The 22,186-nt window shown below is 72.9% G+C and carries 19 protein-coding genes and 1 tRNA gene; 4 read left to right on the top strand and 16 right to left on the bottom strand.

Features of this window, described 5'->3' with window-relative positions; all coding sequences use genetic code 11:
• Positions 1 to 231 precede the first annotated feature (231 nt).
• Positions 232 to 975: a hypothetical protein gene (locus ACWEEU_RS06395; RefSeq protein WP_451729167.1), complete on the bottom strand. Its 744-nt coding sequence runs from the start codon at positions 973 to 975 to the stop codon at positions 232 to 234.
• Between the two features lie 304 nt (positions 976 to 1,279).
• Here ACWEEU_RS06395 and ACWEEU_RS06390 point away from each other — a divergent pair, with 304 nt between their 5' ends.
• On the top strand, positions 1,280 to 1,585 hold the full coding sequence (locus ACWEEU_RS06390) for a putative quinol monooxygenase (protein ID WP_385741097.1): 306 nt from the start codon (positions 1,280 to 1,282) through the stop codon (positions 1,583 to 1,585).
• Between the two features lie 236 nt (positions 1,586 to 1,821).
• On the opposite strand, the gene ACWEEU_RS06385 is transcribed toward ACWEEU_RS06390, so the two are convergent.
• A complete protein-coding gene (locus ACWEEU_RS06385) occupies positions 1,822 to 2,238 on the bottom strand; it encodes a winged helix-turn-helix transcriptional regulator (RefSeq protein WP_451729164.1) in 417 nt (138 codons plus the stop codon).
• Between the two features lie 93 nt (positions 2,239 to 2,331).
• Between ACWEEU_RS06385 and ACWEEU_RS06380 the strand changes: the two genes are divergently transcribed.
• Entirely contained in the window at positions 2,332 to 2,682 is a 351-nt protein-coding gene (locus tag ACWEEU_RS06380) for a DoxX family protein (RefSeq protein WP_385741091.1), read from the top strand.
• A gap of 243 nt (positions 2,683 to 2,925) precedes the next feature.
• Here the strand turns inward: ACWEEU_RS06380 and ACWEEU_RS06375 are convergent, their stop codons facing one another.
• Positions 2,926 to 3,687 carry a YcnI family copper-binding membrane protein gene (locus tag ACWEEU_RS06375; protein WP_451729160.1) on the bottom strand — a complete coding sequence of 254 codons (762 nt, stop codon included), beginning with the start codon at positions 3,685 to 3,687 and terminating at the stop codon, positions 2,926 to 2,928.
• A gap of 372 nt (positions 3,688 to 4,059) precedes the next feature.
• On the opposite strand from ACWEEU_RS06375, the gene ACWEEU_RS06370 reads away from it, so the two are divergent.
• Positions 4,060 to 4,329: a hypothetical protein gene (locus tag ACWEEU_RS06370; RefSeq protein ID WP_451729157.1), complete on the top strand. Its 270-nt coding sequence runs from the start codon at positions 4,060 to 4,062 to the stop codon at positions 4,327 to 4,329.
• Positions 4,330 to 4,491: 162 nt separating this feature from the next.
• Here ACWEEU_RS06370 and ACWEEU_RS06365 read toward each other — a convergent pair whose 3' ends face one another.
• The 3 genes from ACWEEU_RS06365 to selD form a co-directional block, all read right to left on the bottom strand.
• The gene (locus tag ACWEEU_RS06365; protein WP_451729154.1) at positions 4,492 to 5,559 is read right to left on the bottom strand and encodes an enoyl-CoA hydratase/isomerase family protein; all 1,068 of its coding nucleotides are present in this window, start codon (positions 5,557 to 5,559) and stop codon (positions 4,492 to 4,494) included.
• Positions 5,560 to 5,703: 144 nt separating this feature from the next.
• Positions 5,704 to 6,336 (bottom strand): molybdopterin-dependent oxidoreductase, encoded by a 633-nt coding sequence (locus ACWEEU_RS06360; protein WP_451729151.1) that lies wholly within the window; start codon positions 6,334 to 6,336, stop codon positions 5,704 to 5,706.
• A gap of 327 nt (positions 6,337 to 6,663) precedes the next feature.
• Positions 6,664 to 7,680, bottom strand: coding sequence for a selenide, water dikinase SelD (gene selD, locus ACWEEU_RS06355; protein ID WP_385741078.1), 1,017 nt, complete (start codon positions 7,678 to 7,680; stop codon positions 6,664 to 6,666).
• Positions 7,681 to 7,834: 154 nt separating this feature from the next.
• Between selD and ACWEEU_RS06350 the strand changes: the two genes are divergently transcribed.
• Positions 7,835 to 7,930 (top strand) — tRNA-Sec (locus ACWEEU_RS06350).
• Positions 7,931 to 7,993: 63 nt separating this feature from the next.
• Here ACWEEU_RS06350 and selB read toward each other — a convergent pair.
• From selB to ACWEEU_RS06300, 10 genes are all read right to left on the bottom strand, one after another.
• Positions 7,994 to 9,763, bottom strand: a complete 1,770-nt coding sequence (gene selB / locus ACWEEU_RS06345; RefSeq protein WP_451729147.1) for a selenocysteine-specific translation elongation factor — start codon at positions 9,761 to 9,763, stop codon at positions 7,994 to 7,996.
• Between the two features lie 2 nt (positions 9,764 to 9,765).
• Entirely contained in the window at positions 9,766 to 11,130 is a 1,365-nt protein-coding gene (gene selA / locus ACWEEU_RS06340) for an L-seryl-tRNA(Sec) selenium transferase (RefSeq protein ID WP_451729144.1), read from the bottom strand.
• 156 nt (positions 11,131 to 11,286) lie between these two features.
• Positions 11,287 to 12,384 (bottom strand): NrfD/PsrC family molybdoenzyme membrane anchor subunit, encoded by a 1,098-nt coding sequence (gene nrfD, locus ACWEEU_RS06335; RefSeq protein WP_385741069.1) that lies wholly within the window; start codon positions 12,382 to 12,384, stop codon positions 11,287 to 11,289.
• Positions 12,381 to 13,466 (bottom strand): 4Fe-4S dicluster domain-containing protein, encoded by a 1,086-nt coding sequence (locus ACWEEU_RS06330; RefSeq protein ID WP_451729140.1) that lies wholly within the window; start codon positions 13,464 to 13,466, stop codon positions 12,381 to 12,383. The genes nrfD and ACWEEU_RS06330 overlap by 4 nt, the downstream gene beginning before the upstream one ends.
• Entirely contained in the window at positions 13,463 to 16,804 is a 3,342-nt protein-coding gene (gene fdh, locus ACWEEU_RS06325) for a formate dehydrogenase (protein ID WP_451729137.1), read from the bottom strand. Before fdh ends, ACWEEU_RS06330 begins: the two co-directional genes overlap by 4 nt.
• An 87-nt stretch (positions 16,805 to 16,891) precedes the next feature.
• Positions 16,892 to 18,094 carry a cysteine desulfurase family protein gene (locus ACWEEU_RS06320; RefSeq protein WP_451729134.1) on the bottom strand — a complete coding sequence of 401 codons (1,203 nt, stop codon included), beginning with the start codon at positions 18,092 to 18,094 and terminating at the stop codon, positions 16,892 to 16,894.
• Between the two features lie 10 nt (positions 18,095 to 18,104).
• Entirely contained in the window at positions 18,105 to 19,310 is a 1,206-nt protein-coding gene (locus ACWEEU_RS06315) for a ferritin-like domain-containing protein (protein ID WP_451729131.1), read from the bottom strand.
• Positions 19,307 to 20,161, bottom strand: a complete 855-nt coding sequence (locus tag ACWEEU_RS06310) for a phosphate/phosphite/phosphonate ABC transporter substrate-binding protein (RefSeq protein WP_451729128.1) — start codon at positions 20,159 to 20,161, stop codon at positions 19,307 to 19,309. Before ACWEEU_RS06310 ends, ACWEEU_RS06315 begins: the two co-directional genes overlap by 4 nt.
• Positions 20,161 to 21,309: an acyl-CoA dehydrogenase family protein gene (locus ACWEEU_RS06305; RefSeq protein ID WP_451729125.1), complete on the bottom strand. Its 1,149-nt coding sequence runs from the start codon at positions 21,307 to 21,309 to the stop codon at positions 20,161 to 20,163. The genes ACWEEU_RS06310 and ACWEEU_RS06305 overlap by 1 nt, the downstream gene beginning before the upstream one ends.
• A 146-nt stretch (positions 21,310 to 21,455) precedes the next feature.
• Complete coding sequence (locus ACWEEU_RS06300; protein WP_451729122.1) at positions 21,456 to 22,184, bottom strand: DUF6193 family natural product biosynthesis protein; 729 nt, start codon at positions 22,182 to 22,184, stop codon at positions 21,456 to 21,458.
• Positions 22,185 to 22,186: the final 2 nt, after the last annotated feature.

The following is a 22,186-nucleotide window of genomic DNA, read 5'->3' as shown; positions in this document are numbered from 1 at the left end:
TCGCGGGGAGGGGGAGACAGGCAGAGTGGGAGTGATCACCTGGTGTCCTTGTCGGAGATCCGTGTCCGGGGGCGCCTCGGCTGTGCATATGCGCGTGGGGGCGACGGTCCGGTGAGGGGAAGCGGCCGTACGGCGCCCGGGCGCGGTCGCGTGGTCACGCGTGGCGACGGGGGGCGGGAGTACGGCCTGGGGCCCGGGCCGCCCAAGGCGGGCGCGGGATGCCGGCTGTCCTCAGATGACAGCGGTCCCCGGTGGCGGTCCCCGAGTGGTGATCGCATGCACGAGGAAGAGGCGCGGCGCCCGGTCGGAGCGTGAGCGGTGCGGTCGGCGGGTCTCGGGGTGGTGGTCCGAGGTGACCACGAGGCAGAGCAGCAGCCGCAGCGGATTCGCCAGCCACCCGGCGACGGCACGCAGGAGACGGAATGCGGCCTTCTCGCCGTACGCCAGCCAGAGACCGGTGAGGAACGCGGCGAGGAGGTGGGCGGCGGACATGGCGAGAGCGGACAGGGCGCCGATGGCGATGGTGTGCCCCAGGCCCATGTGCTCCAGGGCCATGTGGTCGGCGGCCATGTGGTTCATGTGCGGGGAGCCCATCGGCCATGACCCCATGGACGCCGACTCCATGTCCATGGCCCCACCCATATGCATGGACCTCATGTGCATGGACCTCATGTGGCTGGCCCCCATGTGATGCCCGCCCAGGGAAGCCGCTCCTCCAGGCGCCGACGGCGCGTAGGAGAACGCCGTGTGCAGCCCCGTCTGCGCGGCCATCACCAGCGTCACGATCAGCGGCAGTCCCCGCTCACGCCCGGCCAGACACCACCCGACGACTCCGGTCGCCACCGCGCCGAGCACGAGCGCCCGGGCCGCCACACCGGTGCCGGAGACGAGGACGTGCCCGAGGGCGGCGAACAGCACGCACACGGCCGCGAACACCGCGGCCCGTACCGTACGGAAGCACCACCCTGCGGTCATGGGGCTCATCCTCGCATCGGGGTCCGGGAGGCCGTGCGTGGATACGGAAACGCCGTGGTCGCACCGGTGGAGGCAGTGGCGAGGGCCGTAGCTCCCGCGTCGACGACAAGGACTGCCGCCTGAGCCGTACGTCCGCACCGCATGTCGCGGGTGCTGCGGCGCGGTGAGGGTGATGCGACCTGCCAGCGGGGAGGCGAATGTACACATAGGCGCAACAGTCCGACCATAATGGGGCGTTCCATGCCAACCGATCACGGCAGTGCCAGGGCGCTCACGGGCGGCCGAGCACCGAAAGGAGTCCCTCATGGCAGACGTCAAGGTCGGGCTGTACGTGTACGTCGAGGCCAAGCCCGGCAAGGAGGAAGAGGTCGCCGACTTTCTCCGCAGCGGCCTTGACCTCGTGCGGGAGGAGCCCGACACCGTCGCCTGGTTCGCCGTGCGCCTGAACGCGACCGCCTTCGCGATCTTCGACGTCTTCCCCACCGACTCCGCACGCCAGACCCACCTCAACGGCCGGCTGGGCAGCGCCCTGATGGAACGAGCCGGGGAGCTGTTCTCCCAGCCGCCTTCCATCGAGCGACTCGACGTTCTCGCCCACAAACTTCCCTGAAGACCGGATGCGGCTGGTCGGCCCGGCGCGGCCGCCTCCGCCTCCGGTGCTCGCACTCTGAGCACCCGCGGCACCTGCCGCCAGGCGTGGACGGACAGGGTGAATCCGGCGCACGCTTCACGCGGGCGGGTCCTTCACCCTCGTCGTGTCCGTCCGCAAGCGCCGCGGTCCCTCCGAAGTCATGCGTATAAGGCCCGACTTCAGCCTCTTCCATCGATCAGAGACGGGTCAGGTTCTCATCGACAGGAGGGGTCTTCACCCGGGGGGGCGCCCGGTCCGCCTGGATGGTTCTGGGTCGCCTCGGCCGCCTCCCGGAAGGTGACGACCGCCTCACCGTTCTCCCGCGCCCATGCGGTGAGCATCCTGATGGGCTCCTCCAGGGTTCGCCCGAGATCGGTCAGGCTGTACTCCACGCGCGGCGGCGCCTCGGCGTAGGCGTGCCGCTCGACGAGCCCGTTGGCTTGGAGCCGGCGCAGCGTCTGGGTCAGTACCTTGCGCGAGATGCCACCGCTCAGCTCGACCAACTCGCCGTGGCGCAAAGGGCCATCGGTCAGCGCGAAGAGCGTGACCATGGACCACTTGCTGGCGATGATCTCCATGGCCAGGAGAGCCGGACAGTCGGCGAGGAAGGCGATTCCAGGTCGCAAGCTCATGCTCCGAAGGTTACCTGGAGGTACCTAACAGCTGCCTATCGTCGTCGAGGTGCGCACGCCTCTCACTCGCATCTCCATGATTGAGGTTCAGCCATGTTCGTCTCCCTCGCCGTCCTCACCGTGTTCATGTCGGCGGTTCTCCTGGCATCGGCCGGGGCCAAGTCGCTGCGGACGCGGCACATCACCGAGCAGATGTCCACCCTCGGAGTGCCGGAGGGCATGATGGCGTTCCTGATGGGTGCTCAGATCGCGGGCGCGGCCGGTGCGATCGCCGGACTCTGGTGGGGACCCGTCGGGATCGCCGCCGCGATCGGCCTGACGCTCTACTTCGCCGGGGCGGTCGCCTTCCACCTGCGCGTCGGCGACCGCAAGGGCGCGGCTCCGGCGGGGATCCTCACCATGGCCTCCGTCGCCCTGATCGTGCTGTGCGCTGCCACCCTCTGACAGCGGACCGCCGATCCGACACCCTTGATCGTGCGGACCGAGATCCGCCTCTTCCTCGCTCACCGCCCGCGCCGGCCTGTATGGCGCCGCCCCCACCAGACACGCTCGCACCAGCCCCTACCGGCGACAAGCCGCCCGACAACCATGAAGATCACGATCTACGGCCGGCGCACCAGGGGGCGTCTCCCCGGTCTTCGTGCCCGCGAAGACCGGAGAGACCCCGAGACGCCCCCGAGACGCCTCCTATACAGCCGACGAGTTGGCGCTGCGGCCCCGCAGCAGGATGAACGCGGCCGCGCCCAGCCCGAGTACGCCGACGACGAGCCCCGCGATGCCGAGCCCCCGGGCGGTCGAGTCGCTGCCCGACGCCTTGACCGTCGCACCGGCGGTGCCCTTCGAGCCGGGCTCCCCCTCGGCGGGACCGGCACCGGCACCCGCTGCTCCCCCGCCGTCCGCCGCCGCCTTCGCCGTCAGCTTGAGGGTGGGTGCCGGGTTCTCCGGTTCGTCGTCGCCCGGGGCGGGCTCCTCGATCCAGCGGACCGTCTTGCCGTCGGAGTACGTCTGGAGCGTCTTGAAGGTCAGCCTGTCGGTGTCGTCGGGGAGTTGACCGAAGGCGACGTCGAAGTCCTGGAAGTGACCGGCTGTTATCTTCCCGCCGGTCCAAGTGATCTGGGAGACCGCGTCGGTGATGGCGCCGTCGTCCGTCTTGACCGGCTTCTTCAGCTTGGTCGTGGTGACCTTCGCGGTCCAGCCGTCCCTCGGGGACACGAGGACCCCGAGCACGGGGTGGTCGGTGGGCAGGAACACCTGGACCTTCGTGGTCGCGGCGCCGTCCTCCTCGTTCGGGACGCGGAAGGTGAGCAGGCCGTCGGTGGCTCCCTCGGCGTAGCTCTCGGGGTGGACGGTGACGTGTGCCGAGGCGACGCCCGCCGCGGCGAACAGCCCGGCGGCGGTCAGGGCGGTGACGGCGGCGGCGCGGCGCAGGGCCGTGGGTGTGGTGGACATGGGGGTGCGGATCTCCGTACTGGTGGGGACGCCTTCCCCACAGGAGTCGGACGCGGATGCCGTCCGGTTCCCGCCGTGTTCGGAGTTCTGCGGCCGACCGCAGCCTCACGCGGACCGGTGATCACGCACCCGGGTTGTACGCAATTCGGCTGCTTGAGCGGTGAGTTGGCCGTACGGTTCCATCCGTCCACACCCGCTCGTAGCGCATACGGGTGACTTCGGTTCTGCGATCATGGTCGGAGCAACCGGGGAGAGGGGTGGTCCAGCGTGTCCGAGGCACCGGCCCAAGCGGGGAGCGCGCCGGGGCAGCCCGTGCCGTGCCGGGTCGTCGTGTGCCGGGACTGCTGCTGCGGGACCGCCAAGGTGCCGGGGATGGATCACGCGGCGCAGACCGCGCGGCTGCGTGCCGAGGTGCCGGTGCGGGTCTCGGAGTGCCTCGACGCGTGCGAGCGGGCCAATGTCGTCGTCGTCCAGCCGTCCGGCGCCGGGCGGGCGGCCGGGGGACGGCCGGTCTGGCTGGGGCTGGTGAACGACCCCGCCGCGACCGAGGACATCGTCGAGTGGGTGCGCGCCGGAGGCCCGGGTGTCGCGCCTCTGCCGGAGATCCTCGGGCTGTACGCCTGCCCGCCGCCGAGGCGCTGACGGCACTCCTCCGATCCTTGGCCAGTCGGCCGGGCGCGTCCCGGGCACGGGCTTGGCCGCGGGTCTTCCCGCCTCCCCGGAGAACCCGGGCCTCGCGGACCGGACGGCGCGGGAGGAGTCCGCCCGGTCGTGGCCGCGAACCGCCTTTGTGCGTGCGACGGCTCAACCCCCTCCGGGCGCACGGACGTTCAGCCCCAGTTCCCGCTCACCCAGCGGCGCGAAGAAGCGCTCCACGTCCGCGTCCGTGACCTCGTCCAGGGTCGCCGGGGACCAGTGCGGGTCCCGGTCCTTGTCGATGATCTGGGCGCGGACGCCCTCCACCAGATCGGGATTGGCGAGGAAGGCGCAGGAGACACGGAACTCCTGGTCGAGAACCGCCTCCAGGGTGTCGAGCCGCCGGGCGCGGCGCACCGCGGCCAGTGTCGTCTTGAGCGCGGACGGGGACCGGGTGAGCAGAGTCTGCGCCGCCTCCTTGGCCGCGGGGTCGCCGTGGGCGAGCAGGCGGCGCAGGATCTCCTCGACCGTGTCGGCGGCGAAGCACGCGTCGATCCATTCGCGGTGCCCCGCCAACTCCCCTTCCGGCGAAGGCTGGACGTGCCGGGCCACGGCCTCGCGTGCCGGGAGGAGGGCGAGATCCTGAAGCAGCTCCGGGATCGCGCCGGAGGGCACGTAGTGATCGGCCAGCCCGCACAGCAGCGCGTCCCCCGCGCCGACGGCGACGCCCGTCAGCGCGAGGTACGTCCCCAGTTCCCCGGGCGCCCGCCCGAGCAGCCAGGTGCCGCCGACGTCCGGGACGAATCCGATGCCGGTCTCGGGCATCGCGACCCGGGACCGCTCGGTGACGATCCGGACGCTGCCGTGTGCGGAGATCCCGACGCCCCCGCCCATCACGATGCCGTCCATGACGGCGACGTACGGCTTCGGGTAGCGGGCGATCCGGGCGTTGAGCCGGTACTCGTCGCGCCAGAACGCGGCCGAGGCGGTGCCGTCGCCGTCGCGGGCGTCGTCGTGCACGGCCCGGATGTCGCCGCCCGCGCACAGCCCGCGCTCCCCGGCGCCGGTGACGACGACGGTCCCGACGGCCGGATCGTCCGCCCACGCGGTGAGCGCTTCGTCGACGCGCCGGACCATGGCGTGGTTGAGCGCGTTGAGCGCCCGGGGCCGGTTGAGCACGATGTGCGCGGCGTGTCCGTCGGTGCGCGCGAGTACGGACTCGTCCTCGGCGCTCATCCGCACGTCTCCGTCAGGCCACGGGCCGGTGTGCCTCGCATGTTCTCGTCGGTTCCTTCCCGGTCGGCTTACGCGCGGTCACCGACGATCTTGTCAGTGCCGCCCGCGCGCGGGAAGGGGGTCGCCCGGGGTCACCCGTGCCGGTCAGCCGCGGCCCGGCCCCTCCCCCGGGGTCTCCTGGTACGAGTACCGCTGCTCCCGCCAGGGGTCGCCGATGTTGTGGTAGCCGCGTTCCTCCCAGAAGCCCCGGCGGTCCTCGGTGAGGTACTCGATGGCGCGGAGCCACTTGGGGCTCTTGTAGCCGTAGAGGTGGGGGACGACCAGGCGGAGGGGGAAGCCGTGCTCGGCGGTGAGGGGTTCGCCGTTGTGGTGGGTGGCGAGGACGGTCGCGGGGGCGTCGAAGTCGGAGAGTCGGAGGTTGGCCGAGTAGCCGTACTCCGCCCAGGCCATGACATGGCTGACCCCGGGAGCGGGCGGGACCAGGTCGAGGAGGGCGCGCGCGGGAATGCCGTACCACTCGTGGCCGGTGGAGGTGGAACCCGTGGCCCAGTGCAGGTCGGCCACGACGGTGGTGTGCGGGAGCGCGGCCAGGTCGTCGAACAGCCACTGCCGCTCGTCGCCGGAGGCGGTGGCGCCGAAGACGCGCAGGTTCCAGCGCTGGGGGCGGAAGCGGGGTACGGAACCGTAGTGCGAGACGGGCCAGCCGTGGACGAGGTGCTGGCCGGGCGGTATCCGTTCGGGCACGTCGGCGGGGGCGTCCTGTCCGTTGCCGGCCACGTGGTTGTCCCCTTTCCGCCCGTGCCCCAGGGCATTGCCGCCTACCAGTGCAGCGTAGGTGCTTCCGTGCAGCGGGGCACGGGGTGGGGCGGAAGGGCACCCCTCACACGCGGCCGGTGTCCCGGGTGGTCCGGTGTCACGCGCGGCCGGGCGTCACAGCCGGTCGGCGCGACCTCGGCGGACTTCCCTCATGGCCCGCACGGCGGACCCCCGGGGTGTCCCTGGCGAACGCCTGACGGAGGGGACCGCCGAGAAGACCACCGCCGCCCCGCCGACCGTGCCGCTGCCTGGCCCCGCCGCCCGTCCCGCCGGGACCCGCCGCTCCCGTCAGCGCACCACCACCCGGTACGCCCCCTCCGGCACCAGTTCCCCGATCACCGGCGCGCCCGGCACCTCCCCCGCGACGAGCAGTCCGCCGGAGGTCTGGGCGTCGGCCAGGAGCAGCCGGGTCAGCTCGTCGGCGTCGCCGAAGTCGGTGTACGGCGTGACCCAGTCGAGGTTGCGGCGGGTGCCCCCGCTGACGTATCCCTCGCGGGCGGCGTCCACGGCGCCGGCGAGGTACGGGACGGCGGCGGAGTCGATGACGGCGCTCACCCCGGAGGCGCGGGCCATCTTGAAGAGGTGGCCGAGAAGGCCGAAGCCGGTCACGTCGGTGGCGCAGACGGCGCCCGCGTCCAGGGCGGCCCGTGCCGCGTCGCGGTTGAGCGCGACCATCGTCTCCACGGCCTGCGGGAAGACCTCGCCGGTCGACTTGTGCCGGTTGTTGAGGACGCCCAGGCCGAGCGGCTTGGTCAGCGACAGCGGCACCCCGGCGCGTCCGGCGTCGTTGCGCAGCAGGCGGTCCGGGTCGACCACGCCGGTCACCGCCATGCCGTACTTGGGTTCCGGGTCGTCCACGCTGTGGCCGCCGCCGACCGCGCAGCCCGCCTCCGTGGCGACGTCCATACCGCCGCGCAGCACCTCGCGCGCCAGGTCGAAGGGGAGCACGTCACGGGGCCAGCCCAGCAGGTTGACGGCGACGAGCGGGGTGCCGCCCATGGCGTAGACGTCGGAGAGGGCGTTGGCGGCGGCGATGCGGCCCCAGTCGTAGGGGTCGTCCACGACGGGGGTGAAGAAGTCGGCGGTGGCGACGGCGGCGAGACCGCCGGAAAGCCGGACCACCGCCGCGTCGTCGCCGTGTTCGAGGCCCACGAGCAGGTCGTCGGTGGCCGAGCCCGGGGGCGTGAGGCCGCCGACGATGTCCTCCAGTTCTCCCGGCGGGATCTTGCAGGCGCAGCCGCCGCCGTGCGCGTACTGGGTGAGGCGCACGGTGTCGCGCTCGGAAGTGGTGCGGATGTCCGTCATGGCTGTCTCAGTCCTCGCTCACATCTGCGGGTGGGGCGCCCGGGGTGCGTTCGGGCCACGTCCCGGGGGACGCCGTGTGGCGTGTTGACTCGGGGCGGGGGCGGGGGTTCGATGTGCGGGTGGCCGGGGCATCCGCCCTGTGACAGGCCCGCGGGGAGACGCAAGGGTGCCTGGTGGCCCTCCCGGTCTTCAAAACCGAGGTGTCCGAGCAACTCGGGCAGGCGGGTTCGATTCCCGTTCGTCTCCGCCAATTGCCGCTCTCCCGGCCGGAGCGGTCGGAGCGGTCGGAGCGGACTCTGCGTCCCGCTCCCCCTCATCGCGCGCTCCGGCAGCGGCGCAGGGCGCCCTCCACGCGCACGGTGTGGCCGTGCCGGTCCAGGTACTCCAGCAGGGGGATGCCGACACGGCGGGTGGTGTTGAGCGCCCGGCACGCCTGGCTCGCGGTGAACGGCTGCTCCAGGCGGGCCAGCACGGCGGCGGCCTGGGCGTCGGCGCCCGGCAGCAGCACGAGTTGCTTGTCGATCCGCAGCAGCGCGCCCGCCGCCTCGGCCGCCGCCAACAGCTTCGGAGTGAGGCCGAGTTCGCGCAGCGTGTCGGCGTCCGGGGCGTGGAACGGCTCGCGGGTGAGGTCCTCGCGTACGCGTGCGACGGCCCGCTCCGCCTCCGGCGGAAGACTCGGGCGTTCCTCGGCGCCGTAGATCCGGCCCTCGCTGCGGCGCAGGCCGGGCGACTGGGCGAGGAGGGCGTCGATCAGGGCGCGGTCCGGGAGCCCGAGCGCGTGCCGGGCCTCCTCGGGGGGCAGCCCGGGTTCCAGGGGGTGGCGGGCGGCGTGCTGCTCGACCGCTTCGGCGAGGCGGGTCTTCAGGGCCGCCCAGTGGTCCGGGTCCGCGAGCCATTCGCCGGCGACGGGCTCGGCGGGGGGCGGTACGCCCATGGCGAGCAGGTCGGAGCGGCGGACGAGGCCGCGACGGCGCAGTTCGGCGGCGCCGTCGGCGTGGCCGGGTGCGGTGCTCAGTTCGAGGGTGCGGGCGGCGGCCGCGCCGCGCCGGGTGAGCCGGGGCGGGCGGACGTCGAGGACGGTGATCCCGGCCGGGACGCGGTGGCGGCCGGGATCGCGCAGCAGCGCGCAGTCGCCGACGCGCAGCGGGAGCGGTGCGGCCAGGCGCAGCCGTGCGGTGTCCTCGCCGAGGGGACGGACCGTGACGGGGACGGCCGCCGAGCCCGCGTGGAAGGTGAGTGCGCGGGGCAGGTCGCGGGCGGCGTCGCCGCGCAGCCGTACGTCGATCGTGTCGCTGGTGAGCCAGCGGTCCGGGGTGAGGAGCGCGTCGCCCCGGCGCAGCGATCCCGCGCCTGGTCCGGTGACGTTGACGGCGACCCGGGCGACCGCGCCGGTCTCCTGGTGGGTCTCCTTCAGGCTCTCCAGGCCGCGCACCCGCAACAGCGTGCCGTCGCGGGCCAGTTGGAGCCGGTCGCCCACGCGCAGGGTGCCGGCGCCGAGGGTGCCGGTGACGACGGTGCCGTGGCCGCGCACGGTGAAGGCGCGGTCCACCCACAGCCGTACGTCGCCGCCCCGGTCCGGGGCGGGCAGTTCGCCGGTCAGCCGGGCCAGGGCGGCGCGCAGGTCGTCGAGACCCTGGCCGGTGACCGGGCTGACGGCCACGCTCGGGATCTTGCCGAGGGAGGATTCCGCGATGCGGGCGAGTGCCTGTTGGCGGGTGGCCTCGGGGTCGGCGAGGTCGCTGCGGGAGACGGCGAGCAGGCCGTGCCGGACGCCGAGCGCGTCGAGGACGGCGAGGTGTTCCTCGGACTGGGGCTGCCAGCCCTGGTCGGCGGCGACGACGAAGAGGACGGCGGGGACGGGGCCGACTCCGGCGAGCATGTTGCCGACGAGGCGTTCGTGGCCGGGTACGTCCACGAAGGCGAGGTCGCCCGCGCCGGGCAGCCGGGTCCAGACGAAGCCGAGGTCGAGGGTCATGCCCCGGCGGCGTTCCTCGGCCCAGCGGTCGGGTTCCATGCCGGTGAGGGCGCGCAGCAGGGCGGACTTGCCGTGGTCGACGTGTCCGGCGGTGGCGACGACGTGCACGGTCAACTCCCCGTTCCGGTGGTGACGGTGTCCTCGGCCGGCCCGGACTGCCTTACCGCTTCGGCCAGTCGGGCATCGGCGTCCTCGGGTACGGCCCGCAGGTCGAGCAGACAGCGGCCGTTCTCGACGCGGGTCATCACGGCGGGGTCGGCCTGGCGCAACCGGGCGGCGTACTCGGCGGGCAGGGAGACGGCGGCGCTGGGCAGGGAGACGCCGGGGGCGCCGCCGCCGCCGACCACGGCCTCGCTGTCGGCGCCCCGGCTGTCGATGCCGTCGGCACGGAGCATCGCGGCGAGCCGCCGGGCGCGCTCGCGCAGTTCCCCGGGGTCGGCGCGCAGCGCGGCGAGGGTCGGGGTCAGGGGGCCGCGTACGGTCGCTTCCAGGGCGGCGAGGGTGAGTTTGTCGACACGCAGGGCGCGGGCGAGGGGGTGCCGGGCGAGGCGTCGTACGAGGTCGGCGTCGCCGAGGAGGAGTCCGCACTGGGGGCCGCCGAGGAGTTTGTCGCCGCTGGCGGTGACCAGGGAGGCGCCTGCGCGCAGCCAGGTGGTGGCGTCGGGTTCGTCGGGCAGGGCGGGTTCGGGGGTGAGGAGCCCGGAGCCGATGTCCGCGATCACGGGGACGCCGAGTCGGGCGAGTTCGGTCACGGTGGCTTCGCTGGTGAAGCCGGTGACGCGGAAGTTGGAGGGGTGGATCTTGAGGATGAAGCCGGTGTCGGGACCGACGGCGGCGGCGTAGTCGGCGCGGGTGGTGCGGTTGGTGGTGCCGACCTCGCGCAGCCGGGCGCCGGTGGAGACGAGCAGGTCGGGCAGGCGGAAGCCGTCCCCGATCTCGACCATCTCGCCCCGGCTGACGACGATCTCGCGGCCCTGGGCCAGCGCGGTCGCGGCCAGGACGAGCGCGGCGGCGCCGTTGTTGACGACGTGGGCGTCCCCGGCGTCCGGTACCGCGCGCCGCAGGGCGTCGAGCGCGGTGCGGCCGCGGCGGGAGCGGGAGCCGGTGGCGAGGTCGAGTTCGACGTCGGTGGTGCCGGAGGCGGCCAGGACGGCGTCGCGGGCGGCTTCGGAGAGCGGGGCGCGGCCGAGGTTGGTGTGGAGCAGGACGCCGGTGGCGTTGAGGACGGGGCGCAGCGCGGAGGCGGTGGCGGGCAGGGCGGCCACCGCGCGGTCGGCGATCTCGGAGACGGGCACCTCGCCGGAGCGGGCCCGGTCCTGGACGCGGGTGACGACCTCCTTGACGACGTCGCGTCCCAGGCGCGCTGCGGCCGCCTCCAGCCGGGGGTCGGCCAGCAGCACGTCGGTGCGGGGCAGCCGCCGTCGTTCGTCGACGGGCGGGGCGGCGTCCGTGGCGGAGGCGGGACGGCGGTCCATCGGGCATCCTCGTTCCGGCCTGGTCGGCTGAGGCACCTGCCAGGCTACGACGGCCGGCGTACGCGGGCACCCGCGCCACACCGTGGCGGCCGGCGTCCGGGAGCACCCGCGCCACACCGGCCGGTACTGGTCACCGGCCGGTGTGACACGCGCCGATCACTGCCCGCCCCGCTGCTCCCCCTGGTGCTCCTGCGTCCGGGCCCGCTCCTCTTCCTCCCGCCGCTGCCTCTCCTGTTCCGCGCGGCGGGCGTCGAGGCGTTCGCGCTGCGGCTTCACCACGTAGATCGGGTCCTTGGTGGACTCCACGCCCGCCTCGAAGGTGCCGAAGCGCTGGAAGCCGCTGCCCGCGACGAGGGCGAGTCCGCCGAGCACCGCGGCGACGCGGCTGCGCCGGGCGAGGGTGACGGCGAGGAGCGTGCCGGCGAGGGTGAGGCGCTCCGACGTCTGGCGCAGGTGGTGCGCCTCGCCGTGGGTGAACGTGGAGGTCTCGAAGTCGGGCTTGCGGTCGATGAGGCGGGCGGCGGTGATCTCGATCGCCGCGCCGAGGACGGCCAGTTTGCGGGCGGGTCCCGCCTCCTGGAGCGGTGTCGTGGCGAGCGCGAGCCCCGCGGCGCTGGCGGCGGCGGAGCCGGTGAAGACGAACGGCATCTCCCGGTACGCCTCGTGCCAGGCGGGTACGGCGGTGTCGGCGAGGAGGACGGCCGTGTAGGACGCGAGCGCGGGCGCGACCACGGCGGCGGACATGCCGCTCAGCCGGGCGGCCCACTTCAGCAGGGGGCCGTAGCGGCTGTGGGTGCGCCAGGACCTCGGCAGGCACTCGACCATGCCGGCCAGGGAACTGCCCGGGCCGTAGGACATGAGGATCCAGGTGCCCATGGACATCGGGGAGGTCGGCTTGGCCACGCGCATCATGTGGTGGAAGCGCAGGGGGCGGCCGAGGTCGCCGATGAGGAGGTAGCTGGAGGCGAGCAGGGCACCGAAGCCGCCGATGCGGCAGGAGCGGCACAGCGCGGGCCGGTTGGTCAGGTCGGCGCCCACGGAGAGCAGGGTGGCGCCCGCCGAGAGTCCGCCGGTGAGGAGGTAGGCGGGGACCATCCACTCCCACACCGGGGGTTTGAGCACGGGGCGGCCGTAGTACGACTTGAAGTCGGCGTCGGGGACCATCGACTCCTCGCCGCCGTGCCTCTTCTTCCGTTTCCGGCCGCCGTTGCCGGCCGCGTGCCTGCCGCCGTCGCCGGACACGTGCGCGGTCATCGACGTCCTCCCTTGAAGAACACGGCGGCGGTCGCGGCCACCATGAGCGCGCCTGCCACTCCGGCGTGCTTCCACATGGATCCCACGTCCCGCGTGGTGACGACCGGGTCCGGCGGCAGTCCGTAGACCTCGGGCTCGTCGAGGAGCAGGAAGAAGGCGCCGTCGCCGCCGACTCCGTCCTCGGGGTCGCGGCCGTAGAGCTGGGCGGACTTCACGCCCGCGTCCTGGAGCTGGGCCAGGCGGTGGTCGGCGCGCTCGCGCAGCTCGTCCAGCTCGCCGAACTGGATGGAGTCGGTGGGGCACGCCTTGGCGCAGGCGGGTTCGAGGCCGCCCTTGAGCCGGTCGTAGCACAGGGTGCACTTCCAGGCGCGGCCGTCGTCGGGGCGCCGGTCGATGACGCCGTAGGGGCAGGCCGAGACGCAGTACGCGCAGCCGTTGCAGATGTCGGGCTGGACGACGACGGTGCCGAACTCGGTGCGGAAGAGCGCGCCGGTCGGGCAGACGTCGAGGCAGCCGGCGTGGGTGCAGTGTTTGCACACGTCGGAGGACATCAGCCAGCGGAAGTCCTGCCGGGTCTCCTCGCCGCTCCCGGCGCCGGGCAGGTCGAAGCTGGGGAAGCCCAGGTCGACGGGTTCGGTGCCGAGTTCGCCGCCCGCGCGGTGTCCCTTGCGCAGCGCGCCCGCGACGGTCTCGGCGGCCGTCTCGGTGCCGGAGGGGCCGGTGGGCAGCCCGACCAGACCGGAGTCCTGGTCGCCGAGTCGGAGGTCCTGCTCGATGAAGGCGACGTGCCGCCAACTGCTGGCGCCGAGCGAGCCGGTGTTGTCGTAGGACATGCCGGTCAGCTCGAAGCCGTCGGCCGGGACGGCGTTCCACTCCTTGCAGGCCACCTCGCAGGCCTTGCAGCCGATGCAGATGGAGGTGTCGGTGAAGAACCCCATCCGCGGCGGGTGGTCGTCGGGGTAGCCGGCGTCTTTGGCGGGGTCGGCCAGCGGGCCGAAGAAGCTGTTGTCCCAGCCCTCCTCCGGCTGCCCGGCGGTGCCTCCGGCCTGGTCCTTGGCCGTGTGGTCCATGTCCGTGCTCATGAGGGTGCCTCCGGTCCGTAGCCCGGCGCGGCGGTGCCGCCCTGGCCCGGCTGCTGTCCGTCCGGTGCGTGCGACGACATGCCGGACTCGGGGTAGTCGACCGTCAGCTCGTGGGTGCCGGTGTCCAGGGTGACCCCGGCGCGGCGCCGGTACTCCTCGACGTAAGCGAGGAGTTCGCGGCCGCGGGGGCGCCTGCCGGGCTGGATGTCGCAGGTCATGACCTTGCTCTCCTGGATCAGCACGTTGGAGTCGAGCACGACGCCGATCAGGTCGTTGGTCACGTCACCGGTGGTGATGCCGAGGTTGCCCCAGTGGATGGGCATCCACATCTGGTGCACCGTGCGGCCGTCGAGCTTCAGCGGCGCCAGCCGGTCGGTGACGACCACCCTGGCCTCCACGGCGGTGCGGCTGGTGATCACGTGGGCCCAGCCCATGTGGTGCAGTCCCCGCTCGGCGGCCAGCTCCGGCGACACCTCGACGGTGAGGCCGGGTTGCAGCTCCGAGAGGTAGGGCAGCGTGCGGCTCATCGCGCCGGCCGTGTGGTGTTCGGTGTACCGCGAGGCGGTGAACACGTACGGGAACACCTCCTCGTGCGGCTGGGGCGGCGAGGGGTTGTAGGGGTTGAAGGTCTTCTTGTAGATCGTCCGCGTCGGGTTGGACTGCTGCCCGTACAGGGGGTTGCGGACGGGCGACTCCTCCGGCTCGTAGTGGGTGGGCAGCGGCCCGTCCACCAGGCCGGTCGGCGTGTACAGCGCCGCCTTGCCGTCGCCCATCATGATGAAGGCGTCGTCGCCGGAGAGTGCCTCCGGACCGTGCGCGTCCGGCCCGGGCCGGAAGCCCGGTGGCTTGTGCCGCTGGAAGTCGGGCTTGTCGCCGCCGATCCACTCCTGCTTGTCCTCGTCCCACCAGACCAGGGCCTTGCGGGCGCTCCACGGACGGCCCTCGGGGTCGGCGGACGCCCGGTTGTAGAGGATCCGCCGGTTCAGCGGCCAGACGAAGGCCCATTCGCCCTCCGAGATCGGGTGCTCGAAGCGGGAGTTGCGCCGGCGTGCCAGGTTGGTCTCGTCCGCGTAGACGCCGGTGTAGATCCAGCAGCCACAGGCCGTGGAGCCGTCGTTCTTGAGGTACTCGTAACTGCTCAGCGTACGACCGGTCTTCAGGTCGATGCCGTTGATGTGGCGCAGGACGTCCGCGGCCGAGGGCTCGTCGCCCTCCTCCATCTCGTAGTCCCAGGCCATGTCCAGGACCGGACGGTCGCGCTCGTCCTCGGAGTGCCGGAGCTTCTCCCGGACGATCCGGCCGAGGTGGTAGAAGAACCACAGGTCGGAGCGACGGTCGTCGACGGGTTCGACGGCCACGTCACGCCACTGGACCATGCGCTGGGTCTGGGTGAAGGTGCCGCACTTCTCCACGTGCGACGCGGCGGGGAAGAAGAAGACCTCGGTGGGGCACTTCTCGGTGGAGATCTCGCCGCGCTCGATCTCCGGGGCGTCCCGCCAGACGGTCGCGCTCTCGATCATCGCGAGGTCGCGGACGACCAGCCACTCCAGATTGGCCAGGCCAAGGCGCTGGAGCTGCCCGTTCGCCGAGCCGACGGCGGGGTTCTGCCCCATCAGGAAGTAGCCGTAGACCTTGCCGGCGATCATGTCCATGGTCGTCTGGTACGTGCCGTGGTCGCCGTCGATGCGGGGCAGGTAGTCGTAGCAGAAGTCGTTCTCCGGGGTGGCCGCGTCGCCCCAGTACTCCTTCAGCAGGGAGACCATGTAGGCGTCGGCGTTCCACCAGTAGCCCTTGCGGTAGACGTGCCGCACGTCCTCCACGAACCTGTCCAGCGTGTGGTGGGTGACGTTGGGCATCGGCATGTAGCCGGGCAGCAGGTTGTACAGGGTCGGGATGTCCGTGGAGCCCTGGATGCTGGCGTGACCGCGCAGGGCGAGGATGCCGCTGCCGGGCCGCCCGAGGTTGCCGAGCAGCATCTGGACGATGGAACCGGCCCGGATGTACTGGGCGCCGACGGTGTGCTGGGTCCAGCCGACGCTGTAGATGAGCGCGGTGGTCTTCTCGCGGCCCGAGTTCTCGGTCCAGGCGCGGCAGACGTCCAGGAACTGCTGCCGGGTGATGCCGCAGACCCGCTCGACCATCTCCGGTGTGTACCGGGCGTAGTGCCGCTTGAGGATCTGGAGCACGCAGCGCGGGTGCGTCATGGTGGGGTCGGTCGCGATCGTGCCGGGCGGACGCGGGGGCGGCTCGTGACCGCCCTTCGCCTGTGCGGGGGTGGCGGAGATGAGCGTGCTGCCCTGGCGTCCGTCGGTACCCTCCTCGAGGGTCTCGTACGCCCAGCTGGAGCTGTCGTAGCTGCCGGTCTCGGGGTCGTAGCCGCTGAAGAGGCCGTCCAGGTCCTCGGTGTCCTGGAAGTTCTCGTTCACGAGGAACGGGGCGTTGGTGTACGCCTGCACGTACTCCTTGAAGTGCAGGTCGTTGGAGAGGATGTAGTTGACCACTCCGCCGAGGAAGGCGATGTCGCTGCCCACCCTGATCCGCACGTGCTGGTTGGCGTGAGCGCTGGTGCGGGTGAAGCGGGGGTCGATGTGGATGATCCTCGTGCCGCGCACCTTGGCCTCGGTGACCCACTGGAAGGCCACCGGATGGGCTTCGGCCATGTTGGAGCCCATCAGGATGATGCAGTCCGAATTGACCAGGTCCTCAGGGTAGTTGGTGGCACCGCCGCGTCCGATCGAGGTTCCCAGACCGGGAACCGTGGCGGAGTGTCAAATACGGGCCTGGTTCTCGATCTGGATGGCTCCGAGGGCGGTGAACAACTTCTTGATCAGGTAGTTCTCCTCGTTGTCCAGCGCCGCGCCGCCCAGACCCGCGAAGCCCAGGGTGCGGCGGAGCACCCTGCCCTGGTCGTCGGTGTCCTGCCAGCCCCTGCGCCGCGCGTCCAGGACCCGGTCGGCCACCATGTCCATGGCCGTGTCCAGGTCCATGCGCTCCCACTCGGTGCCGTACGGCGGCCGGTAGAGCACGTGGTTCTCACGCTGCGGCCCGGTGACGAGCTGCTTGCTGCACGAGCCCTTGGGGCACAGGCGTCCCCGGTTGACCGGGCTGTCCGGGTTGCCCTCGATCTGGATGACCTTCTCGTCCTTCACGAAGACGTTCTGCGAGCAGCCCACCGCGCAGTAGGGGCAGACCGAGTGCACGACCCGGTCCGCCTCCTCGACGCGCGGCTTGAGCGTGCGGGACCGCTTCGACTGGACGGCCCTGCCTCGCCCCAGCCAGTCGGCTCCGGTGATCTGCCGGTACACCGGCCACATGTCCAGCAACCGTTTGACGACCATCCGCCCACTCCTTCGCGCAAAGGGGCATCGCCTCATGTCGACGCTACCGGCTGGGGACCGGGTCGCAAGTTCTGGGGAACGCGCAGGTCAGAGGGCGACGGACCGGGCGGTGGTGAGTGCGCGGGCGGCGTCGGCCAGGATCGCGGCCGCCCGGTCGACGTCCTCGGCACTCGTCCAGCGGCCGAGCGAGAGGCGTACGGCGCCCAGGGCGCGGGTGTCGTCGAAGCCCATGGCGCTCAGCACGGGCGAGGGGGTGTGGGCGCCGCTGTGGCAGGCGGACCCGGTGGAGGCGGCGAGACCGGGCGCGGCGGCGAGCAGCTCGTGTCCCGTGGTGCCCTCGACGCCGATGTTGAGGGTGCCGGGCAGCCGCCGCTCGCAGCCGTTGAGGCGGACCCGGCCGGGCAGGGCCAGCTCCAGCGCCCGGTGCAAGCGGTCGCGCAGGTCCGCGAGGAGCCGTGCCTCGCCCGCGGCCAGCTCCGAGGCGGCGAGGTCGGCGGCGGTGCCGAGGGCGACGGCGAGGGCGACGTTCTCGGTGCCCGCGCGCAGCCCGCGCTCCTGGCCGCCGCCGTACACCACGGGCTCCAGACGGATGCCGGTGCGCACGCGGAGGGCGGCGACGCCCTTCGGGGCGTACATCTTGTGGCCGACGACGGTGAGGAGGTCGGCGCCGAGGGCTCCGATGTCGAGCGGCACCTTGCCCGCGGCCTGGGCGGCGTCGCAGTGGAAGAGGGCGCCGTGGTCGTGGGCGAGGCGGGCGAGGTCGGCGACGGGCTGGAGGGTGCCGGTCTCGTTGTTGGCGGCCATGACGGAGACGACGGCGGTGCGGTCGTCCAGCGCGGCGGCGAGGTCGGCGGGGTCGACCAGGCCGCGCGCGTCGACCGGCAGGCACGTCACCTCGACGCCGTCGAGGCGGTGCAGGGCCTGGCAGGTCTCCAGGACGGAGGGATGCTCGGTGACCTGGGTGATCACCCGCCGCCGGCCCTCGGGAGCGGCGAGCACGGCGCCGCGCAGAGCGAGGTTGTTGGCCTCGGACCCGGAGCCGGTGAAGACGATCTCCGCCGGGTCGGCGCCCACGAGCGCGGCGACCTGGCGGCGGGCGCGGGCCAGCGCGTGGCGGGGTGCGGCGGCGTAGGCGTGCCCGCTGGAGGGGTTGCCGAAGCCGCCGGCGAGGAACGGCAGCATCGCGTCGACCACGCGGGGGTCGACGGGGGTGGTGGCGTTGTGGTCGAGGTAGACGACACGTGCGCCGTCGCGGGTCGGATCGGGCGGGGCGACGTACGGTCCGTTCACGGCGGGGGCCTCACATGAAGTTGCGGGTGTGCAGTGCGGACAGGGCGGCGGCCTCGTCGTCGGGGAAGCCGAGCCGGGCGAGCCGGTGGCGGCGGCCCTCGTCCATGTCCTTCTGGAGTTCCCCCACTGCCTGCCAGCCCCGGGCGATGTCCTCGGGCTCCCAGGATCCGGCGGCGAGCAGGACCAGGGAGTCGAAGACGTCCTGGTTGAGCCCGGCGGTGCCGATCAGCGCGTCGTGCCGTCGCTCGACGGCGGCGCGCAGCCGGCCGTGCAGCAGCGGGTCGACTCCGGCCCGGTGTTCGAGGTGACCGACGCCGAAGGCGACGTGTCGGGCCTCGTCGGTGCGCACCAGGTGGCTGATGCGGCGGGTGACGGGGTCGGGGGCGTGGTGTTCCAGGAAGGACAGGAGGTTGAGGAAGCTGCCCTCGCCGAGGACGGAGAGGAGGAAGGAGGCGATGGAGAAGTCGGGCTCGGTGAGCAGGGTGGCCAGCGAGGCGCGGCCGCCGACCGAGGAGGTGCCCATCTCGCCGCCCTTGAGCAGGGCCCGCCGGGTGAAGACCTCCACGTGCCGGGCCTCGTCGGCGGCCTGTACGGCGAGCAGTTGCAGCACCTCGCGGAAGTGCGGGTGGACCTGGACGAGGAGTCGGCCGGGGATGACCAGGGCGGCCTGCTCGTTCTCCACGAGATACGTCATGACCTGGACGACGGCGCCCTCGATCTCGTCGGGCAGGGTGAACTCGGCGTCCCAGTCGACGGCCGCCTCGGGGTTCCACTGGGAGGCGGTGGCCTGGCGGTAGAGCCGGGGGGCCAGCTCGGTCCAGGCCACGTCGCGGTCGGCCACCGCGAAGGGGATCTCGGGGCCGCCCGCCTCCACCAGGGCGCCGCGCGCGGCGAGGCCCCAGTGCAGTGGTGCCCGCTCGGCGATCTCGGTGCCTGCGGGGCCGCCCGCGCGTTCCGCGCCGTGGAGGCGGGCGCTCGCGGCGGGCCCCGGGCGGACCCGCGCGACGACCGGGGCCTCGCGCGGGTCGGCCCGCTCAAGCTCGTGCCCCTCGTGACGGCACCAGGCCGTGAGGTGGGGCAGGAGTGCCGGGTCGGTCCCGGTGATCTCGACGGTGGTACCGGGCGGCACCCGGCGCAGGACGCGGGTCAGCAGCAGCCGCGCGCCCTGCTCGAAGCCGAGGGCGCCGAGGTCGGCCGGGGCCGTGCCGGTGGTCATGGCCGGTAGTCGGCGGCGGTGATCCGGCCGCCCGGGTCGTAGAAGCCGCTCGCGTCGACGGCGGCGGTGAGCTGCCCGAACCCGGTCTCGCGGGCGGCCACCCACCGGGTGAGCCCCTCCAGGTCGAGCAGGCGGCGCACCTCGGGGTCGCTGTACGACATGGAGAGCAGCAACTGCGTGAACCGGTCGGCCAGTTCCGGGTCGAGGGAGGGTCCGGCGGCCAGGACGCAGTGGTCGTAGGGCGCGGTCTGGGTGAGCAGCCGGGTGCCGCCGGGCGGCAGGGTGCCCTCCTGGCCGAACAGCAGATGGTTGGCGTCGATCATGCAGGCGGCGTCCACCTCCCCGGCCATCAGGGCGCGGGCCGCGTCCCGTTCGCCGCCGATGTGGTCGCCGTGCAGGCCGACGCCGGTGTCGTGGCGGCGCACCTCGAAGTCGGTGCCCGGCTCCAGGCCGAGACCGGCGAGGTGGTGCAGCGGGATGAGGGTGGACTGCGGGGAGTCGACGGCGCCGACGGCGACGGTCCTGTCCTTGAGGTCGGCGGGCTCGCGGACGGCGCCGTCGGCGCGGACCACCACGACGGAGGTCAGATCGCGGTCGGTGTCGCGCATGAGAAGCGCGCGCACGTGGGTGTCCTGCGCGTCGGCCAGACGGCGGGTGCGCAGCCACGCCAGCGGGGAGTGCCAGGCGGCGTCGACGCGGCCGTCGACCAGGTCCTGCGCCTGACGTTCGTAGTGGGCGTAGAGCACGAAGTCGAAGGGCAGGCCCTGCTCTCGCAGCCAGTCCCGGAAGCCGGACCAGATGGTGACGACCTTGGGGTCGTAGGCGACGGCGCCGAGGAGCAGCTCGGTCATCACGCCTCCCCGAAGAGCGGCAGGCCCAGCTCGGCGCGTCCGCAGAAGTCGTGCAGCGCCTCGGTGGTCGGGGCCATCACGCGGGCGGCGAGGGCGTCGCGGAAGCGTCGTTCGACACCGGTCTCGCGGCGGAAGGCGGCGCCTCCGCACAGGCGCATGGTGCCGTCGGCCACCTCGGCGGCGGTCTCGGCGGCGAGGGCCTTGATCTGGAGGACTCGCAGGGTGGCCTCCGGGCTTCCGTTCTCCACGGCGGTCAGTGTCGCTTCCAGCATCGCGCGCAGCGCGTCGGCGCGCAGCCGCAGCGCGGCGTACTGGTTGCGGGCGATCGGCTGTTCGGCCAGCGTCTGGTCGAGGTGGACGAGGCGGGTCTCGCGCAGGTGGGTGGCGGTGAGGTTCAGCAGGGCCTCGGTCACACCGAGCGAGAAGGCGGCGCTGAGCACCAGGAAGCAGGGCAGCACCACTTCGAGGGCGGTGCCCAGTCCCTCGCCGTCGGTGCCGAGCAGCGCGGCGCGGGGGACGGCGACGGACTTCGCGGAGACGGGGCTTGAGGCGTTGCCGCGCAGCCCGAACCCGTCGTAGGGGCCGCGCACGTCGAGTCCCGTGCTGTCGCTGGGGACGAGCCACAGCGACATCACGCCCTCGGCCTCCAGCGGCTTGCTGGACCAGACGTAGCTGTCGGCCTCTCCGGCCGAGGTGATCCAGGACTTCCGCGCGTCCAGGAGCACGGTGTCGGCGCCGTCGGGGGTGGCGGTGCCGACGGGGGCCCAGAAGTGGCTGCGCGAGCCGCGCTCGGAGAAGGCGAGGCTGCTCAGGTGACCGCCGGAGGCGATCTCGCGGCGGACGTCCTCGGGGGCGTACCGGTCGAGGACGGTGACGGCCGCGTAGTGCATGAGCAGCACCATCGCGGTGGAACCGCAGGCGCCCGCGAGCCGCTCGATCACCTGCGCCGCCTCGCGCAGCCCCGCGCCCGCCCCTCCGCTCTCCCGCGAGCTGAGCAGCCCGAGCAGCCCGGCCTCACCGAGCGCCCGGATGCCCTCGCCCGGGAAGCGCCCCGCGCGGTCCACCTCGTCGGCCAGAGGCGCGACGACGTCGCGGAGCACGGCCTCGAAGTCCTCGGTTCGGATGTACGGGGATTGCGTCGTCTGCATGATTGCCGCACCTTGGGGGGTTAGCGCCCGAATACTCCCTGTCACCGGGCAGTCAAGCAGCAGCCCCCGCGCAACCGGAAACGGCTTCACCGGCGGGGGTGAAGGCGTGAAATCGCGTTCGATATCGGCCGGTTGAGCCCCCTGCTTCAGTCCTGCCGGGCGGTGCCCGAGACGGCCGGGCCGATGTCGGCGCGAAGGTGGGACACCGCGAGGGCGACGGCCTCCTCGGCCGTGGCGGCCTCGCCGAGGGCGGCTCTGAGCGGACGCCTCATCACGCGGTACGGCTCGCCCTTGACCGGCGGGTCTATCGCGATCTCGACCCGGAAGGGGAATCCGGTGCAGGAGCTGAACCCGAGCGTCCAGTGGCTGGAGAAGACGTAGAGCTGCCGCAGCCGGGGTTCGGCGTGGGCCGCCTCCACGAGGGCGGCGAAGGCGGTGAAGTCCGGCGCCCCGGCGGCCTTGCGGCGCATTTCCCGCCACTGGTGTGCGACCAGGGCGGCGGGCCCGCGTTCATGGGCCTCGGCGTGTTCGTCGTAGCTCAGGAAGGGCGCTTCGGCGCGGATCTCGCGCAGGCTCGCACCCCGGTTCCAGGCGGCACCGGCCCGGACCACGTCCGACAGGTCTGCTGCCCAGCCGCTGACGAGCGAGATGCCCTGGCTCCCTCCCGCGACGTGGATGAGACCGTTCTGGGACCCCATGATGTGCACACCGAGTGGATCGCGCTCGGGGACGGCGGAGGGTATGAGCGCCGAGGTGCGCGGCGCGCCGCCGTGAGGCAGCACCGTGAGATCGAGTCCGAGCCGGACCGCCTCCTGCTCCAGCGCCGCCACGAGGCCGCCCTCGGCGGCCGGTTCGGGATACGGGTCGGGATTCATCC

It is taken from the genome of Streptomyces sp. NPDC005004, from assembly GCF_053600675.1.
The sequence above is the reverse complement of the archived record's forward strand: the minus strand, read 5'-3'. Positions and strand labels throughout refer to the sequence as shown.

Bases quoted from the DNA above. Each gene is read 5' to 3' on its own strand.
- ACWEEU_RS06300 (WP_451729122.1), bottom strand. From the start codon at position 22,184: ATGAATCCCGACCCGTATCCCGAACCGGCCGCCGAGGGCGGCCTCGTG.
- ACWEEU_RS06375 (WP_451729160.1), bottom strand. From the start codon at position 3,687: ATGTCCACCACACCCACGGCCCTGCGCCGCGCCGCCGCCGTCACCGCC.
- ACWEEU_RS06305 (WP_451729125.1), bottom strand. From the start codon at position 21,309: ATGCAGACGACGCAATCCCCGTACATCCGAACCGAGGACTTCGAGGCC.
- selA (WP_451729144.1), bottom strand. From the start codon at position 11,130: ATGGACCGCCGTCCCGCCTCCGCCACGGACGCCGCCCCGCCCGTCGAC.
- ACWEEU_RS06315 (WP_451729131.1), bottom strand. From the start codon at position 19,310: ATGACCACCGGCACGGCCCCGGCCGACCTCGGCGCCCTCGGCTTCGAG.
- ACWEEU_RS06390 (WP_385741097.1), top strand. From the start codon at position 1,280: ATGGCAGACGTCAAGGTCGGGCTGTACGTGTACGTCGAGGCCAAGCCC.
- ACWEEU_RS06380 (WP_385741091.1), top strand. From the start codon at position 2,332: ATGTTCGTCTCCCTCGCCGTCCTCACCGTGTTCATGTCGGCGGTTCTC.
- ACWEEU_RS06310 (WP_451729128.1), bottom strand. From the start codon at position 20,161: ATGACCGAGCTGCTCCTCGGCGCCGTCGCCTACGACCCCAAGGTCGTC.
- selD (WP_385741078.1), bottom strand. From the start codon at position 7,680: ATGACGGACATCCGCACCACTTCCGAGCGCGACACCGTGCGCCTCACC.
- ACWEEU_RS06385 (WP_451729164.1), bottom strand. From the start codon at position 2,238: ATGAGCTTGCGACCTGGAATCGCCTTCCTCGCCGACTGTCCGGCTCTC.
- ACWEEU_RS06395 (WP_451729167.1), bottom strand. From the start codon at position 975: ATGACCGCAGGGTGGTGCTTCCGTACGGTACGGGCCGCGGTGTTCGCG.
- nrfD (WP_385741069.1), bottom strand. From the start codon at position 12,384: ATGACCGCGCACGTGTCCGGCGACGGCGGCAGGCACGCGGCCGGCAAC.
- ACWEEU_RS06330 (WP_451729140.1), bottom strand. From the start codon at position 13,466: ATGAGCACGGACATGGACCACACGGCCAAGGACCAGGCCGGAGGCACC.
- ACWEEU_RS06370 (WP_451729157.1), top strand. From the start codon at position 4,060: ATGGATCACGCGGCGCAGACCGCGCGGCTGCGTGCCGAGGTGCCGGTG.
- ACWEEU_RS06365 (WP_451729154.1), bottom strand. From the start codon at position 5,559: ATGAGCGCCGAGGACGAGTCCGTACTCGCGCGCACCGACGGACACGCC.